General features: G+C 56.6%; 16 protein-coding genes. 7 read left to right on the top strand and 9 right to left on the bottom strand.

Annotated elements, in window-relative coordinates:
- Window positions 1-330: 330 nt before the first annotated feature.
- Window positions 331-2,016, bottom strand: a complete 1,686-nt coding sequence (gene thsB / locus SE86_RS02390; protein WP_117354127.1) for a thermosome subunit beta — start codon at window positions 2,014-2,016, stop codon at window positions 331-333.
- 128 nt (window positions 2,017-2,144) lie between these two features.
- Between thsB and SE86_RS02385 the strand changes: the two genes are divergently transcribed.
- The 3 genes from SE86_RS02385 to arcC are packed head-to-tail and all read left to right on the top strand — an operon-like array spanning window position 2,145 to window position 4,088.
- Window positions 2,145-2,372: a 30S ribosomal protein S17e gene (locus SE86_RS02385; protein WP_117355059.1), complete on the top strand. Its 228-nt coding sequence runs from the start codon at window positions 2,145-2,147 to the stop codon at window positions 2,370-2,372.
- Between the two features lie 13 nt (window positions 2,373-2,385).
- Window positions 2,386-3,138: a phosphoribosyltransferase family protein gene (locus SE86_RS02380; protein WP_117354126.1), complete on the top strand. Its 753-nt coding sequence runs from the start codon at window positions 2,386-2,388 to the stop codon at window positions 3,136-3,138.
- Between the two features lie 32 nt (window positions 3,139-3,170).
- Entirely contained in the window at window positions 3,171-4,088 is a 918-nt protein-coding gene (arcC, locus tag SE86_RS02375) for a carbamate kinase (protein ID WP_117354125.1), read from the top strand.
- On the opposite strand, the gene SE86_RS02370 is transcribed toward arcC, so the two are convergent.
- The gene (locus tag SE86_RS02370) at window positions 4,085-4,531 is read right to left on the bottom strand and encodes a thioesterase family protein (RefSeq protein WP_117354124.1); all 447 of its coding nucleotides are present in this window, start codon (window positions 4,529-4,531) and stop codon (window positions 4,085-4,087) included. The genes arcC and SE86_RS02370 overlap by 4 nt on opposite strands.
- A gap of 539 nt (window positions 4,532-5,070) precedes the next feature.
- Between SE86_RS02370 and SE86_RS02365 the strand changes: the two genes are divergently transcribed.
- On the top strand, window positions 5,071-5,520 hold the full coding sequence (locus SE86_RS02365; protein ID WP_117354123.1) for an Lsm family RNA-binding protein: 450 nt from the start codon (window positions 5,071-5,073) through the stop codon (window positions 5,518-5,520).
- Window positions 5,520-7,088 (top strand): tRNA guanosine(15) transglycosylase TgtA, encoded by a 1,569-nt coding sequence (gene tgtA, locus SE86_RS02360; RefSeq protein WP_211096675.1) that lies wholly within the window; start codon window positions 5,520-5,522, stop codon window positions 7,086-7,088. The genes SE86_RS02365 and tgtA overlap by 1 nt, the downstream gene beginning before the upstream one ends.
- Before the next feature lie 17 nt (window positions 7,089-7,105).
- Here tgtA and SE86_RS02355 read toward each other — a convergent pair whose 3' ends face one another.
- Together SE86_RS02355 and SE86_RS02350 are read right to left on the bottom strand one after the other, a co-directional pair.
- On the bottom strand, window positions 7,106-7,846 hold the full coding sequence (locus SE86_RS02355; RefSeq protein WP_117354121.1) for a PAC2 family protein: 741 nt from the start codon (window positions 7,844-7,846) through the stop codon (window positions 7,106-7,108).
- Window positions 7,843-8,301, bottom strand: a complete 459-nt coding sequence (locus tag SE86_RS02350) for a prefoldin subunit alpha (protein ID WP_117354120.1) — start codon at window positions 8,299-8,301, stop codon at window positions 7,843-7,845. The genes SE86_RS02355 and SE86_RS02350 overlap by 4 nt, the downstream gene beginning before the upstream one ends.
- A 52-nt stretch (window positions 8,302-8,353) precedes the next feature.
- Here SE86_RS02350 and argF point away from each other — a divergent pair, with 52 nt between their 5' ends.
- A complete protein-coding gene (gene argF, locus SE86_RS02345) occupies window positions 8,354-9,325 on the top strand; it encodes an ornithine carbamoyltransferase (protein WP_117355058.1) in 972 nt (323 codons plus the stop codon).
- Between the two features lie 76 nt (window positions 9,326-9,401).
- Window positions 9,402-9,776, top strand: a complete 375-nt coding sequence (locus SE86_RS02340) for a hypothetical protein (RefSeq protein WP_117354119.1) — start codon at window positions 9,402-9,404, stop codon at window positions 9,774-9,776.
- On the opposite strand, the gene SE86_RS02335 is transcribed toward SE86_RS02340, so the two are convergent.
- The 5 genes from SE86_RS02335 to SE86_RS02315 are packed head-to-tail and all read right to left on the bottom strand — an operon-like array spanning window position 9,755 to window position 15,509.
- Window positions 9,755-11,713, bottom strand: a complete 1,959-nt coding sequence (locus tag SE86_RS02335; RefSeq protein WP_117354118.1) for a hypothetical protein — start codon at window positions 11,711-11,713, stop codon at window positions 9,755-9,757. The genes SE86_RS02340 and SE86_RS02335 overlap by 22 nt on opposite strands.
- 43 nt (window positions 11,714-11,756) lie before the next feature.
- Window positions 11,757-12,164: a hypothetical protein gene (locus tag SE86_RS02330; RefSeq protein ID WP_117354117.1), complete on the bottom strand. Its 408-nt coding sequence runs from the start codon at window positions 12,162-12,164 to the stop codon at window positions 11,757-11,759.
- The gene (locus SE86_RS02325; RefSeq protein WP_148666746.1) at window positions 12,140-13,111 is read right to left on the bottom strand and encodes a type II secretion system F family protein; all 972 of its coding nucleotides are present in this window, start codon (window positions 13,109-13,111) and stop codon (window positions 12,140-12,142) included. Before SE86_RS02325 ends, SE86_RS02330 begins: the two co-directional genes overlap by 25 nt.
- Window positions 13,112-13,120: 9 nt before the next feature.
- Entirely contained in the window at window positions 13,121-13,993 is an 873-nt protein-coding gene (locus SE86_RS02320) for a type II secretion system F family protein (RefSeq protein ID WP_211096673.1), read from the bottom strand.
- Window positions 13,980-15,509, bottom strand: a complete 1,530-nt coding sequence (locus tag SE86_RS02315; RefSeq protein ID WP_117354115.1) for a type II/IV secretion system ATPase subunit — start codon at window positions 15,507-15,509, stop codon at window positions 13,980-13,982. Before SE86_RS02315 ends, SE86_RS02320 begins: the two co-directional genes overlap by 14 nt.
- Between the last annotated feature and the right edge of the window lie 118 nt (window positions 15,510-15,627).

Below are 15,627 nucleotides of genomic sequence, written 5' to 3'. Positions count from 1 at the left end.
AACCCCGGGGGCCTCACACCTTGAGTAGCCTCGGGGGAGCCGCCAGGCCCTTCATCCCTCACAGGGGATCCCGCCGATGAGCATATGCAGTATAATTAACCTTAAAGACATTATATGAAGCTCAAAACAGCTGCGGAAGGCGTTGTGCCCTTGAACTAACTTATAGCGCCGCTCTTTGCCTCACGTCTTGACTTAGCACCTGCTTCTAGCGCCTCAGCAACTCTTTACAGCCCGATGGAAAACTTACCTCTTCCTTCTGGCTAAAAGTAATAAAATTGTCAACATACACAAAAGAACAGCCTATTACATGCACTAAAACGTTATGTGGTGTTAGTCGCTTGAGCCGCTTGAAGATGTTGAAGGTGAGGACTCTTCCTCCTCCTTGCCGCCCTCCTTCTTGCCGCTTGGCCCGCCTGTGGTGCTCCTCTTGGCAGCTACCATGTCGTCTATCCTGAGTATCAGCGTTGCAGCCTCCGTGCCCGCCTTGTAGGCGTTCACCTTAACCCTCAGCGGCTCAACTACGCCCTTAGCCCACATGTCAACTATGTTGCCTGTGTTGAGGTCTATACCGTACCACTTCTTTGATTGGTCAGAGTGGGTGCTTCTGAGCTTCATTAATATGTCTATGGGGTCGTAGCCAGCGTTGGTGGCCAGCGTCTGTGGGAGGGCCTCAAGGGCCTTCACGAAAGCCTCCACGGCCAGCTGCACCTTGCCTGGGACGCCTTTTGACCACTCCCTGAGCGACTTAGCGACCTCCGCCTCGACGGCGCCTCCGCCAGCGACTATCTTGCCATCCATTATTGCGTCGGCGACGGAGCTCAGTGCGTCATGGATGGCCCTCTCAGCCTCATCAACCATCCTCTCGAAGCCGGCCCTTACCAGTATAGTCACGCTCTTCGGGTTCTTGGCACCCTCTACGAAGACCATCTTGTCCTCGCCTACCTTCCTCTCCTCGACGAGGTCAGCGTACCCTAGGTCCTCAGGCTTTAGGTCATCAAGGTTTGTAACTATCTTAGCTCCAGTGGCCTTGGCGAGCTTCTCTATGTCGCTCCTCTTGACCCTCCTGACGGCCAGTATGCCCTTCTTGGCCAGGAAGTGCTGGGCAATGTCGTCAATGCCCTTCTGGGTGATCACAACATTTGCGCCAGTGGCGGCTATCTTCTCGACCTTGTCCTGCAGAATCTTCTCCTGCTTGTCAAGGAGCCTCTTGATGGAGTCAGGTGATGATATGCTTATCTCCATGTCTATCTCAGGCTTCTGTATCTCAAGCGGGGCGTCAAGGAGTGCTATCCTAGCCTTCTCAACCCTCTTCGGCATGTCAGGGTGGACTACCTCCTTGTCTATGACTATGCCGTTAACCAGCTGCGTGTCCGTCAGAGCTCCGCCGTGCTTCTTCACTATCTGGACGTTGTTTATGTCAACGTAGTACTGCTTGTCACCCCTCATCTCAGCGACGGCCCTGGCGGCATCAACAACTATCTTGGCGAAGTACTCCCTTGCCTCACCTACGGCCTTGCTGTTAAGGCTTGTCATAGCAACCTTTATCAGCTTCTCGGTGTCGTCTATGGACACGGGCTCAGCTATGCTGTTAAGCACCTCGACAGCCTTGTCAACGGCAGTCTTGTAGCCCTGGATAATTATGGTTGGGTGTATGTTCCTGTCTATGAGGTCCTCGGCTTGCCTCAGAAGCTCCCCAGCGAATATGACCGAGGTCTTAGTGCCGTCGCCAGCCTCCTCATCCTGCCCCTTAGCGGCCTGGACTAGCATCTTGCCGGCTGGGTGCTGTATGTCCATCTTGTCGAGTATGGTAGCTCCGTCGTTGGTTATAGTTACGTCACCCAGGCTGTCAACAAGCATTTTGTCCATACCCTTTGGCCCGTAGGTCGTCTTGAGGATCTCGGCCACAGCTATGGCTGCCATCATGTTGTTGCGCAGGGCCTCCCTGCCAGTAGTCCTCTGACTACCCTCCTTGAGTATAATTACTGGAACTCCCATGTTTTCTATCTGCGAGGCCATATGTAGTCACCCGACTTAATGCTCCTTAGAGTTACGTGGGAGTGCTTCTATAAAAGCTTTTCTTACGACTTACGGGCTCTTCCTAATGCTTTTAATGCCCGAGCCCCTCACAGTCCTTGGTGGTAAAAATGGGCAAGGTCAGGACAACTCTAGTTAAGAGAACTGCTAGGGAGCTGCTGACCAAGTACCCAAACCTCTTCAATGAGAGCTTTGAAAACAACAAGAAGGTCGTCTCCCAGCTCACGAACTGGTCCTCCAAGAAGCTCAGAAACCAGGTGGCAGGGTACATAACAAGCCTCGTAAAGATAAATAAGGAGAGGCAGAGGCGCGCGGCTGAGGAGGCCAAGGCTGCATAAGGGGCTCAACCCCTTGACTAAGGTCAAGGTTAAGCTACTGGGGGCTCTAAAGGATCTCGCGGATGGTAAGGCTGAGATACTTGTGGAGGGTGTCAGCTGGACTGAAGCCCTGAGGGCCCTTATAGCACGCTACCCAGGGCTCTCCTCTGCCGTGTCGCAGGACGGAATGCCGAAGCCTGGGTTCCTGGCCTTCGTTGACGGCGTCGACAGCAGGCTCCTTGAGAGGGGCCGCCCTGCCAACGAGGTGGTTATCCTGCCTATAAATCATGGCGGGAACGAGAAGTTTCAATTGATAACATGGTCTCAGGTGGACGAGGCCGTCAACAAGATAGCTGAGGGCATTGGGGCCTCCAGCTTTAGGCCTGACGCTATAGTGTGTATAATGAGGGGTGGCCTCATACCTGGTAGGCTACTGGCTGACAGGCTTGGGATTGATGACATAGGCACCATAGAGGTTAAGCTCTACATATCCCCGGGACAGAGGATGGAGAGGCCCTTCCTCAGGCAGCCCCTCACGCTCCCAATAAAGGACCGGAAAGTCCTGCTTGTTGACGACGTAAGCGACTCTGGCCTCACCCTGCAGTTCGCTGTGCAGGCGCTCTCGCTTTACATGCCATCAGACATCAGGACGGCGGCGCTCTACGTGAAGCCCTGGACTAAGCTGGTCCCTGACTATTACGCAGAGCAGGTTAACAAGTGGATAATATTTCCGTGGGAGGTAGGCGAGTTTAAGAGGGAAAGTAACAATAAGAATAGCTCAAAATAGCCAGGCCTTACGTAAGGTTAGCGGTGTCGCTATTGCGCGTGGTCATAGCTCTCGGGGGCAACGCCATATTAAGGAAGGGGGAGAGCGGAAGGCCGGAGGAGCAGTGGAGAAACATCAGGAGGACGGCCTCCCTCATAGCGAGCACCTTCCCTAACGATGAGGTAATAATAACCCACGGCAATGGTCCTCAGGTCGGCTACCTGCTTGAAATAATGAACTTGGCCAAGGGTTACCCCGCGCAATCTATGGACTTGGCCAATGCCATGACTCAGGGCTGGCTGGGCTTCATGCTTCAGGCGGCCGTGGAGGACGCCTTCAAGGGAACCCGGAGAGCCGTCACACTAATAACGAGGACGCTCGTAAGCCCCCAGGACCCCTCATTTAAGAACCCGACTAAGTACGTCGGCGGCTACTTCAGCAAGGAGGAGGCCTCTAAGCTTTCAGCTGAGTTCGGGTGGGTGTTCAAGGAGGACCCGAGGGGAGGCTACAGAAGGGTGGTCCCAAGCCCTGAGCCTATGGACATCTTAGAGTCCGACATAATAGACGGCCTTGTAAAGAGCGGGGTGATAGTGATATCGACGGGCGGGGGCGGTATCCCTGTAATTAAGACCTCCGAAGGCCTGAGGCCCGTGGAGGCCGTGGTAGACAAGGACCTGGCGAGCTCCCTCCTGGCGGTCAAGCTTAAGGCTGACCTCTTTATAATATTGACCGACGTTAAGGGGGTCGCAATTAACTTTGGGAAGCCCGGCGAGCTGTGGCTGAGAGAGGTTAGGGCTGACGAGCTTGAGAGTTACTATAGAAGGGGCGAGTTCCCGCCAGGCTCCATGGGCCCCAAGGTACTTGCCGCCATCAAATACGTCAGCGCAACCAGGAGAACAGCTATTATAGGCAGCCTCGACGAGTTGCCCGAGATGCTGAGGGGGGCATCGGGCACCGCTGTGAAGCCTTAGCCGGTAGCCCTTTCATCGCGGAGCCTCGCGCCGGCCGCTAAGAGCTTCTCCTTAAGCTCGACTGGGACCTCCACGGACCTGCCTGAGGCCTCATCATAGGCCACCGCTACTATAGTGCAGGCTGCAGACAGTCTCTGGGTAGTCTCATTAAAAATCTCATACACGTATGTTATGCTGCTTCTGCCTATCACTATGTCAACTATGTCAACCCTGTACGAGTGGCCCGGTCCCAGCGGGCTCTTGTAGTCGCAGCTGGCGCTGACTCTCGGCATTATAATTCTCTTGCCGGGCTCTGCCCTCTGGCTAAAGCCCAGCCTGGTCAGGAACTCCTCCTCGGTCCTCTCACAGACTCTGAAGTAGTTAGAGAAGTGCATCATGCAGGCCGCGTCCGTCTCACTCCAGTAGACCCTGTAAGTAGCTGAAAATATACGGCCTGGGGCCAACCTCAGCTCACCATTTCAAGGCCGGCGCTAAGGGCTTAATCTTTTTTAATGCCAATAGAGATTCTCTATATAGTATTACGCCCATGACAGGCTAAGCGGGTGACCCCCGCCTGATGGGGCTATGCCCCAGGGGCGAGGGGATTAGGCCGTAGATGGGGGCCCCGCGCCGCCGGCCTGACGGCCGCCCATGAGCCCACGCTGATTGCCTATGAGGCGCGAGCGAGGTGGGGTCCCTGCGCCCGATAGTGAATGAAGGCAAGATGTTGAAGTGAGAGCGTAGGGGCAAACGGTGTCGCCGGCCCTTTTTAAGGTCGCGAAGGGTTTTCCCCAAACCCTGCATCATAGTAATTTTTAGAGGGTAGTTCTCCCCGCGATCATACCATGGAAAGCCCGCTTCTTAACTTTCTTTAAAAAGCGAGAATTGCTATATGGCCGAGGGTCGATGCCCAGGCACACGACCGAGGCCCGGGCTTCACTTGATGAATGTCAGTGCTTTTATTCCCTCAACCCACAGAGTTTAACGCTAGGTGTAAAGGCGGATGTCAATAGCGACGGAGCCCGCGCGAAGATTTACTGCAAAGCTGAACAGCCTGATCGATCACGTGGTCAACGTCACCACAGTAGACGGCAAGACGTACGTGGGCAAGCTCACGGGCTTTGATCCTGCCACGCTCTCCGTAATCATAGAGGAGGCCAAGGACTCCTCAGGCTCAGCATGGCCTATGGTAATAATAAGCGGAGGCCGCCTCGCGGAAATAAGGGTTGGGGAGTCCGAGGTCTTCAACGCGAAGGAGTTCATGGAGTTCCTGCTGAGGTTCGGCAACATAGACAGGTCACAGGTCAAGGTGTACGAGGATGCCAACGTTGTCGAGGTTAGCAGGACCATAAGGGTCTCGAAGAACGGCGTTGAGGGCTCAGGCCCGCTGGCTCAGAAGCTTAACACGCTCTACAGGGAGTACCTCAGGACAAAGGGGGTAACGGTGAGCTGATGGGTACCTTCAAAGTAAAGGACTTCGAGCTCGCAGGTAGGATAGGGGTCCTTGAGACAAAGTCAGGACGCGTTGAGACGCCAGCGTTTTTCCCCGTGATTGACCCCCTAAGGCAGGACGTAACGCCCCAGGAGATTAAGGAAGTCGGCTTTAATCAGGTCATAACTAACGCTTACCTCCTTTTCAAGAGGTTCGGGGAGAAGGCGAAGGAGGTTAACGTCCACTCCGTCCTAGGCTTCGATGGAGTCATTATGACAGACTCGGGGGCCTACCAGCTCCTTGAATACGGCAAGATAGATATCAAGCAGGAGACCATAGTGAGCTTTGAGAGGGAGATAGGGTCCGACATAGCTGTTATCCTCGACCACCCCACGGGCGACGTGAGCAGGAGGCTTGCGGAGGAGAGCGTTAACGAGACCCTTCGAAACGCTAAGGAGGCGCTGGGGTACATAGGCTCCGACGGGCCTGTATGGGTGCTCCCTATACAGGGCGGCAGGTACCTTGACCTCGTGGCCAGGAGCGCCAAGGAATCGGCAGAGCTCCCTTACCCCATGTACGGCATAGGGAGTCCTACTGTCTTTATGGAGAAGTACAACTACAATGTAGTCATTGACATGATAGGCACGGCTAAGAGGTTCCTGAGGCCAGAGAGGCCCGTCCACCTCTTCGGCGCCGGCCACCCACTTATATTCCCGTTCGCCGTGGCCCTCGGGATCGACACGTTCGACTCCGCCTCATACATGCTCTACGCCAGGGACGACAGGTACATAACGGACTATGGCACTGTCAAGCTGCAGGACCTGGAGTACTTCCCCTGCTCCTGCCCGGTCTGCATCAAGTACACCCCGAGGGACCTGCTAGAGATGCCGCCTGCCCAGAGGAGGAAGCTGCTGGCCATACACAACCTCTACATGATAAGGAGGGCCATAGAGAGGGTGAAGCAGAGCATCAGGGAGGGGAGGCTCTGGGAGCTGCTGGTGGAGATCTCAAACTATCGCCCCGAGGCTAAGGAGGCCCTCAGGGCCATAAGCAAGCACTATAAGTACATGGAGTCCTTCACGCCCACCAGCAAGGGCAACCTCAGGGGGGTCAGGTTCACCTCTCTGGAGAGCACCTGGAACCCCAGGGTGCTCAGGCTGAGGACGTGGGTACTCCTCAACTACAGGCCGGCAGCGCGCTCCGTTAAGCTCGTGCCGCTCCTCAGCCGCACCGGCATGTGCCCCAGGCTGAGGGGCGAGGGGGTGGCCTACTACCTGCCCTACCTAGGCGTTGTGCCAGCGGAGCTCTGCGGGGCCTACCCCACTGCCCAGTTCAGCTACGCCGAGCCGGTGCCTGGAGATGTAGTCAGGGACCTAGTCAACTTTATGAGATCTTTAGCCATAAGGCTCAGGTCTGAGGGCTACACAGTAGCTGTGGAGGTCGCCCAGAGGAAGTCGTGGAGCGTTGAGGTTGGAAGGGAGCTGGGCCGGCTGGGCTTCCCTGTCTCTGGCCTAGACGCGGCGCCAGGGAAGAGCGCCGGCAACTCCCCCTTTGGCAGTGAAGGTCAAGCGAGAGCCCTTGAAACCTAGGTTCCGGCAGGGCGGGCTTACATAAATATGTTAGTGCCTCCCTGCCTCCCCTCCCTTGCCTGCGACGCCAGCAGCTCTGTGATCTTCTCAAGCTCCTCCTTCTGCTTCTCAGCGAGCTTCTCAAGCTCCTCCATGGAGGCCTGGATCCCCAGTACCTCGTTAACTATCACCTTCATGCCTACAAGGGCCGCGTCATAGTCAACGGCCTCCACGGCGGAGTACGGGAGGACCATCACCGATGGGACTCCGTAGTGCTCAAGGTATATGTGGAGCAGAGCCAGAGGGCCAACGACGCCAAGTCCCTCCTCCATAAGCGGGGCCGAGAGCTTGGGAGCGCTGTAGAGGCTGTTGTGGAGCCACCTGTAGCCGTACTTCTCGTCCTGCTGCTCGTACTCCCTGCTGAGGCCGCCCACCAGCACCGCCATCCTCACCCCAACCTGGGAGGCCCACAGGGCCAGTTCGTTACAGTAGGCGTTCTGGTCGGCGGGCTCAGGCACAGCCCTGTTGACCACAGAGACGACGCCCTTCCCCGCGTACAGCTCAAAGGGGAAGCCTATGCCGTCATCCTCCATCACTATCATAGACGGCAGCTTCGGCGTGAGCACGTAGCCCACCTTGTTTAATGAAAGCGCCGAAGCAAGATAGCGAGGTATAACGTGGCCAACTCTCCCAAAGCCAGGGAAGCCGGCCACCAGGACGGACCCCTTGAAGTACTCAGGGGGCTGCCTGACCACTATTGTGACGCTCCGCGCCTTCACTCCTCAGCACCTCCCCTAAGCCTCACCACTTCCTGATCGCCAAGGTCGCGCATAAGGAACCCGGGTGCCTTGGCCTTGCCGACGCCCAGCAGTCTGTCGCCCGGGTCAACTATCAGGATCTCGTCGCCTGGCCTTATTAGCGGGTCTGAGTTGACTACGTGCTCCCCCCTCACGCCACTCTTCAGGTCACCGCTCACAACAACCCTAAACCTTGGGGGTCTCGCGGAGTCCCTTATAATCTTGCCAGCCTCATAGGATATGCTGAATGTGAAGTCCTTGGGCCTCAGCGTCATGAGCCTGACGCCATTATAGTAGACGTACCTTATCTTGCCCCTCCTGAGCTCCACCTGGAGGGGTAGCGAAACTATGGACCTGGCCACGTCCCAGTTGAACTGCAGCGCCAGGAGGTAGCTTATCTGAGCCAGCTCGCTCTGGGTGGCATGTCTTGGAGGCAAGGCGGTCCCCAGACCAGGAGTCTGGCTCTTTGTAAGCTTTTAAACTGTCATGATGCCTGGTGACCAGGCGATTAACTTGGTCTCCCCGCATGAGCTGAAGGGCAAGGACCTCCTGTGCCTCACGGACTACTCAACTGAGCAGGTTAACTTCCTCCTGGACCTGTCCAGGCAGATGAAGGAGCGCTTCTACGCCGGCGAGAGGGTGCTCGACGTTCTAAGGGGAAGGAGCATAGCGATGATCTTTGAGAAGCCCTCAACGAGGACCAGGGTGAGCCTTGAGGTTGCCGCCTACCAGCTGGGCGCCCTGCCCATAATGCTGAGCTCCAGCGAGCTCCAGCTGGGCCGCGGAGAGACCGTGCCGGACACCGCCAGGACGCTGTCAAGGTTTGTTGACGCCATAACGGCCAGGGTCAGGAACCACGGCGACCTCGTGACGCTTGCCAGGCACGCCACGGTCCCCGTTATAAACGCCCTGAGCGACCTCTCCCACCCGCTCCAGGCACTTGCTGACTACCTGACCATATATGAGAAGAAGGGCAAGTTCAAGGGACTTAAGCTCGCCTTCGTCGGCGACGGGAGTGACAACATGCTCCACAGCCTCATGGTGGCCGGGGCGAAGCTGGGCGTGAGCATATACGTGGCCTCCCCGGCCTCCCTTAAGCCAAGCGAGCAGATACTCAAGGCGGCCCTCAGCGACGCTGAGGTCAGCGGGGCTGAGATAAAGTTCACGGAGAGGCCCGAGGAGGCTGTTGATGGCGCTGACGTTGTTTACACCGACGTCTGGGTAAGCATGGGGCAGGAGAGCATGGCTGAGGAGAAGAGGAGGCTGTTGTCGCCCTACCAGGTAAACTCAAAGCTGATGGAAAGGGCCTCAAGCAGGGCAATATTCATGCACTGCCTGCCGGCCCACCGCGGCGAGGAGGTCACAGACGACGTCATAGAGGGCCCGTGGTCCGTGGTCTGGGACGAGGCCGAGAACAGGCTCCACACGGAGAAGGCGGTCTTGGCTGCCCTAATACCCTAGCTTTAAGCCTTACAGGGCCCTGAGGGGCCCTTTACCTCTTAACTCCGGCCAGCCTAGGCCTTTTGGGGTATAGCCCTTGAGCTACGAGGTGCTGGGAGGCATCATCGACGTCCTGATGTCCCACGTTGAGAGCCTGGAGAGGAGCGAGAAGAGAATAAAGGACGTGGAGAGCCCCTCAGCAATAGCCAGCGTGATGCTCTACAAGTCTTGGAAGGCCTCCCTCCTGAGGATAATAGCCAAGGCCAAGGAGACCTACGAGGAGGCCAGGAGGGGCAACAAGCTGGCAGCCTCCATAGACAGCTGCGCCCTGGCCGACCTAGTGAGCAGGGTTATAATTAGCTCTAATCCCAACGACCCAGTGTTCATGGAGCTGAGGCCCGTGCTGACCTACCTTAAGGACATAGCCCTGGCCTCCTGCACCCCTGACCTTCAGCCTACTATCCAGCCCTGAACGGGCGCCGGGGGTCCTAGCAGCAGCCCTGGGGCAAGGGGGGCAAACGCGTAGGGGTATGAGCCTCCTGGCGGGAAGACCGGGGCGTACCAGATTAGGTAAGGCGCCATAGAGGAGCTTGGCACGAAGACAGCAAAGTAGGTGTCTGTGCCTATGTCCTGGTAATAAAGTACCTCTACCCTGTAATCACCTATTCTCGTCAGTATGGAGTTAAGCGGAGCCTCAAAAGTTACAGGGCTATTCCAATCATCGTCGTAGTCTGTTGCCCACACGGGCAGAAGCTCATATTTCCTCCAAGAACTGCCAAGCCAGCTCGTAAAGGAGCCTCCGCCGGTGCTGTTCTTCAGCAAGATTAATGTGCCGTCATCTGTTGTAGTAGCTATTGTTACATTAGGATTAATTACTTGGGCCCAACCCACGCCCTTAACAAGCCATGATATCTCATGCTGAGCCTCGTAGAGGCCATATGGCCATGGCTGACCCCCTATGAATTCGTTCTGATAGTTAAAGATAACATCATAGCCTTCTATAAGATAATTCTGCCAGTCGTATACAGGTTCGTCGCTAGGAACTGCCACTGACGGCTCACCATAGGATATGAATGTCCCGTTAGCTAAAACGGGTGCTGCCGAAAAACCGTTATAGACCTCTTCAGCTGAATTATTGTAATACATTATGGAGGGGTTTTGTGGCGAGTAATAAAGCATGGGCTCCTGCAAAGGCCCATTGTAAACAACGCAGTAGCCATAGCTTGCGCTGAAGTTTGATGTAACGTCATATAATGGAAGCGAGTAGAGGAACCCGGCTAGACCTCCATAAGAAAATCCTACCATGGTGCCTTGGTATTTGTATTTATCAGAGCAGTAGTCTGCCAACACCTGCCCGCCTGATCTCCACCAACTGTATACAGAGTCAAACAGCGTCCCATTCTCATCAACGTATACCTGGTAGAGGACGCCGCTCTGCATGACATAGCCTATGTTATCAGTGCTGAGGTTTTTGGTGTAGTAACTGTTAACTCCCCAGTTTATGGTGCCCAGAGCTGAGCCGTTCAAGAAGAGCATGAATATAGTCTGGTTGCCGTAGGGCTCTATTGACCTGTCAAGCTTTACCCAGACCTCTGCCGCGGTCGAGTTGTAGAACTCTATCCAGCCGTCGAGCGGGTCCCAGCCGGTGCCATTCCATATCGCGAAGAGCACGTTAGCGAGGGGCACGACGCCCGTCCCATCCTTAGCTGATATGGCGTTCCTCTTCACGATCCCGCTGCTCAGGTTTATCGTGAAGTTAACCGTGAGCCCCGTGGGCGTGGGGTCGCCTGTCGGGTTGTAGAGTACTATTGGAGTGAGGTTCACAACGGTGTAAGCCTTGGGTATAGCTATCTTCATGCTCGGGCTTACTATTAGCACGAGGTTGGTTATTACCTTGGTCTTTATGAGCTCCATAACGGAGGTCTCGTTGTTGACGTTGACGCTCACGCCCCTGGAAGTGCCAGGCGGCAAGTAGACGGTCACGGGCACCGCGGTCACGGCGTCACCACTCCTAAGGATCACGGCCATGTTAGCCTGGCTGACCACTAGGCCCTGAGTAAGCTTGACTATTACCATGAGTTGCTGCGCCGGCCCAGCCGAGGCCGGGAGGCCGTATATTATGCCGTAGGGCCCCACCACCGTGACGTTCGCGCTGGGCCCTGAGCCTGTCACTACGAGGGGGGAGCCGTTGGCTAACCTTATCGAGAGCCCCACGACCTCGTACGAGTAGGGGAACTGGGACTGAAGCCTGACCTCTATGTAGGTCCCGTTGAAGTAGACTAGGTAGGCGCTCGTCGTCTGCTGCAGCTCCTGCGCCATCTGCAGATCCTGCTCCCTCTCTGCGGCGTACTGAGCCCTCAGCCTGTACTGATCCATGACGTAGATCAGCGCCGCTATGGAGGCCAGCACGGCCAGCGCTATTATTAGGCCCCCGACTATTGCGGCCTGAGACCTACGGCCCCGCGTAGACGCTCACCTCCCCGGACGTTGTCGCCAGGGTCACCACCCCAGGGCCGCTCCAGCTGCAGGAAACGTAGCCGATGGCGTTAGCGGGCAGGTCAGCTGGCAGCCTGTAAGCCGCGCCGTTGACTGTGACGTTGCAGCTTGTAACGCTCGAGTTCACGAGCACGCTAACGAGCCTGGCCCCGTAGGGGCCCACCGCGAAGGTCGCGTAGACGCGACCTCCGCTTGACCAGGCCGACACGGGAACTATGTACTGCAGGTACTCATAGCCGTTCCCCAGCGCCGTCTCGTAGCGCGAGAGCGCGGCGTAGTAATAGCTGAGGAAGGCTCCTCCCACAGCGAGCACCACAAGTATAAGCGTTAGCTCGGCCGCTATGTCACTGATGCCCCTGCGCACCTCGCACCCGCTATCTGTGCTATCCGTTCAGCGTTTTTATTTTCCTTTTCTTTCTTATTAATCGAACTGTTATACCCCGGCCCGTGCATTAGGATCAGTGATACGATTAACGTGGCTGACCCTATGGCCAGGAGCACGAGGAAGTTGACCACCGTCTTGGGCGGGTAGTCATCTATGGCCTTAGCCATGACGTAGGCCGAGGCGAGGGAGAGCACTATGAGCGCGTAGTAGAGGAAGCCAATGATGGCCAGGAGCGTCGCCTCCGACAGCTGGGACGCTCCTAGTGTCACCGGGGTCGCCGAGAGGGACCTGGCTATGGATAGCCCTATGCCGCTCGCAGTCCCATAGACGGCGACTCCCAAGTATATTATCATCGTGTACGACCTCAGCCTGTTGTAGAGCGAGAACTCCATCCTGTCAAGCTCGGCTGCGTACCTGCTAACTATCTCCAGGACGTCCCTCGCCCTGCCCCCGCTCCTCTCGGCGACAACTATGGATGAGAGCAGGAGCCTCACCTCCCTTGGAACCCTTGAGAAGATCCTCCTGAAGGAGCCCTCGGCGTCCCCCGTGACCCTGTAGAGCTCACTGAAGGCCTTTATGTAGTCCCTGAGGGGCCTGTCGCTCAGGGCTGCAGCAGCGCTGAGCGCGTCGGCCATGGACTCGCTCGATGCCGCTATGCTAGGGAACACCTGAAGGAAGACCCTGCTCTGCGCCTTCAGCCTCTTGTTAATGCTCTGCCTCCTACTGAGCACAAAGGCGGCCGGGAGCAGGGGGCCAAATATTATGACGTCTGAGGCTATTATTGATGGTATCCCCATTGGGACGGGTATACCGTCGAATGCCCTGAAAGCTACGTGCTTAATTATCATGAACACCACGACGTACTCGTCAAGCGCTATCGCAGCGGCAAGAGCAGCATAGAAGAGCTTAGCCCTCCTTGTGGCCATGGCTGTCACCTAGAGCTTTACCTTAGACACCTGGTTATCTATGAGGACCACTGTCATAAACGATAGTATCGGCATGAGTATGAATATCGCCAGCACTACCAGGGAAACAAACGAGATGCCATGTATAGGGTAGACAGAGAACAGTATCCCCATTATAGTTACCATGATGGGCATTATCATGCCTATGGAGAGGAACATCTCGAGGAGGGAGCCAACGGAGGCCGTGACCTTATCCACCAGGCTGTAGTAGTAGCTGGTGTAGGTCTCAAGCTGATACCTTACTATAGAGAGCAGGTCCGAGCCCGTAGCCACGCCCTTAGCTAAGGAGTCTGCCAGCGTCTTGAGGCTGCTCGAGGGCGTTATCTTAGCCAGCTCGCTCAGGATAAACGTCGGGTCCTGCGAGAGGGATGTCATCAACGTTATGTAGTTTATCTCAACCTTAAACTCCTTTAGATCGTCGGCGTACCTCGCCAGGCCCTCTAGAGCCTCCGAGAGGTTCTGGCCACCCGCCAGGAGGGAGGCCAGGGTTGACGCAAAGACGTGGAACTTCGCCTCCAGGTAGTCAGCCCTTGATGTGTAGCTGAAGGCTGGCAGCCCTACCGCCAGCCCCAGCGACGCCATGAAGCCCGTGGCTGCAGCTGAGGCTATGAGGAGCGCCTCAAGGGCCGCCCCCAGCCTGAGCTTGACTGCTACAGGGGCCGCGAGGAGCGGCGGCAGCAGCGTCATGGACACCAAAATCAATGTGACCCTCCTGGCGCAGTACTCCCTGAGGCCCCTTGCCATGCCGGAGCCTATGACAAGGTAATCTATGTTAGGGCTGAGCCTCCTAAGAAGGCCACAGAGGGGCTCAAGGTGGAGCCCATCTGGCCTACGGCGGCTCAAAGCGCTTCACCTCCTTAAGGGCCTCGTTATAGATCGCGTCCGGGTCGCGCTCGTAGAGCCTGGTCACGGTGTGAAGCACCGTTACGTCAGCGTTCTTCTTGGCGAGCCAATCAAGGACTGTGGCCCTGCGCAGCACGTCCTCGTAGGCCTTCTCGTAGGTCGTCAGCCTAAGGTCGGCAACGATCTTAAGTAGCTCTATCTTATCGCTAGTTAGCCTCCAGATGTCCCTATCGGGGTCCCACACGACTATCTCAGCTAGGTTTATGGTATCCGTCGAGGGCTCGTACCCCCTCGACTCGTGCACCCTCGTCACTCTCCTTGAAACGCGGCCCCCTCTCTCAACGCGAAGTATATTAACGAAGAGCTTAGCCGTTGAGACGAGGCTTGCAGGCACGTTCATTGGGGGTGATGTCAGCCTCTTCACAAGCACGTCGGCTGACTCGGCGTGGACCGTTGTGAGCCCCCCATGCCCTGTCGCCAGGGCCTGGAAGAACGCGAAGGCCTCCCTCGACCTTATCTCGCCTACTATTATGACGTCAGGCCTCTGCCTCAGCGCCGCCTCGACCTGGCTCTGCAGTGTCACGTTCTCAACCCTTGGGTCCGTGGAGGGCCTTGATGTCATGCCTCCCCAGTTCTCATGGAACGGCAGGAAGACCTCCGGCGTGTCCTCAACGGTAACTATCTTGTACTCGGTTGGCACGAGCATGGTGACAGCGTTGAGGAGCGTTGTTTTGCCGCTGCCCGTGGGCCCGTAGAAGACCACCCCCTGCTTGTTGGAGACAGCTATCCAAAGAATGGCCGCCACAAGCGGGTCCAGAGTCCTTGACCTCAGCAGCTCCACTATAGTGAAGGGCTCTGCCCTGAACTTCCTTATGGTGAACTGTGAGCCGTGGCGCGACACGACGTCAAGCACTATGTTAACCCTGTAGCCCTCGCGCTTAAGGACCCCCTCCACTATTGGTGTTGCCACCGACGGCTCCTTGCCGCTCCTGACGCCAAGCTTTGCGACCAGCGAGTTGAGCTCGTCGTGGGTCTGAAGAACCACGTTCGTGGTGAGCCACTCGTACCTGGTGTGGTATACAAATATCGGTATACCGACGCCATTACATGATATGTCCTCTATGTAGGGGTCCCTCATGAGGGGCTCTATGGGGCCGTATCCCACCAGGTCCCTGGCTGCGTGGTAGGCCACGGCTGTGACAGCGTCATCAACCTTAACTCTCCTCCCTTTAACTAACCTCATGACTATCTGCTCCGCGTAAGGCCTGAGGATTCCAAACGCCTTCTCAACGCTGTCAACCCTTGTTAGGGAGTCCAGGAGGCCCACGTCCTTTGATGTGAGGTCCAGGAGCTCCCTGTAGGCCGCGCGCCTCACGTCAGTGCTAAGAGGAGGCTCCACGGCCTCGTAGTAGCGCCTGCCCTCACTGTCCTCATAGATGTCAACCTCTACCTTCGGCATACCCATTACTGGGTAGCTCTCCAGCAGCTTAACGTTGGCCTGGGGCCTCTCGGGCATTAGCAGGCCGTCGCCACCTTACCTTAGTGAATAGTCCGAGGCTCTTATCACTTGTCCCATGGTAGCAAGGTCTAGGTTAGCTGGCTCACTTCTCCTCGTAGGACCGATTTAGTCAGGG

Source organism: Acidilobus sp. 7A, from assembly GCF_003431325.1.
Lineage (GTDB): Archaea > Thermoproteota > Thermoprotei_A > Sulfolobales > Acidilobaceae > Acidilobus.
This window is presented reverse-complemented; position numbering and strand designations above follow the sequence as displayed.

Coding starts and splice junctions, on each gene's coding strand:
- thsB (WP_117354127.1), bottom strand. CDS start 2,016: ATGGCCTCGCAGATAGAAAACATGGGAGTTCCAGTAATTATACTCAAG.
- SE86_RS02385 (WP_117355059.1), top strand. CDS start 2,145: ATGGGCAAGGTCAGGACAACTCTAGTTAAGAGAACTGCTAGGGAGCTG.
- SE86_RS02365 (WP_117354123.1), top strand. CDS start 5,071: ATGTCAATAGCGACGGAGCCCGCGCGAAGATTTACTGCAAAGCTGAAC.
- tgtA (WP_211096675.1), top strand. CDS start 5,520: ATGGGTACCTTCAAAGTAAAGGACTTCGAGCTCGCAGGTAGGATAGGG.
- argF (WP_117355058.1), top strand. CDS start 8,354: ATGCCTGGTGACCAGGCGATTAACTTGGTCTCCCCGCATGAGCTGAAG.
- SE86_RS02325 (WP_148666746.1), bottom strand. CDS start 13,111: ATGGCCACAAGGAGGGCTAAGCTCTTCTATGCTGCTCTTGCCGCTGCG.
- SE86_RS02315 (WP_117354115.1), bottom strand. CDS start 15,509: ATGCCCGAGAGGCCCCAGGCCAACGTTAAGCTGCTGGAGAGCTACCCA.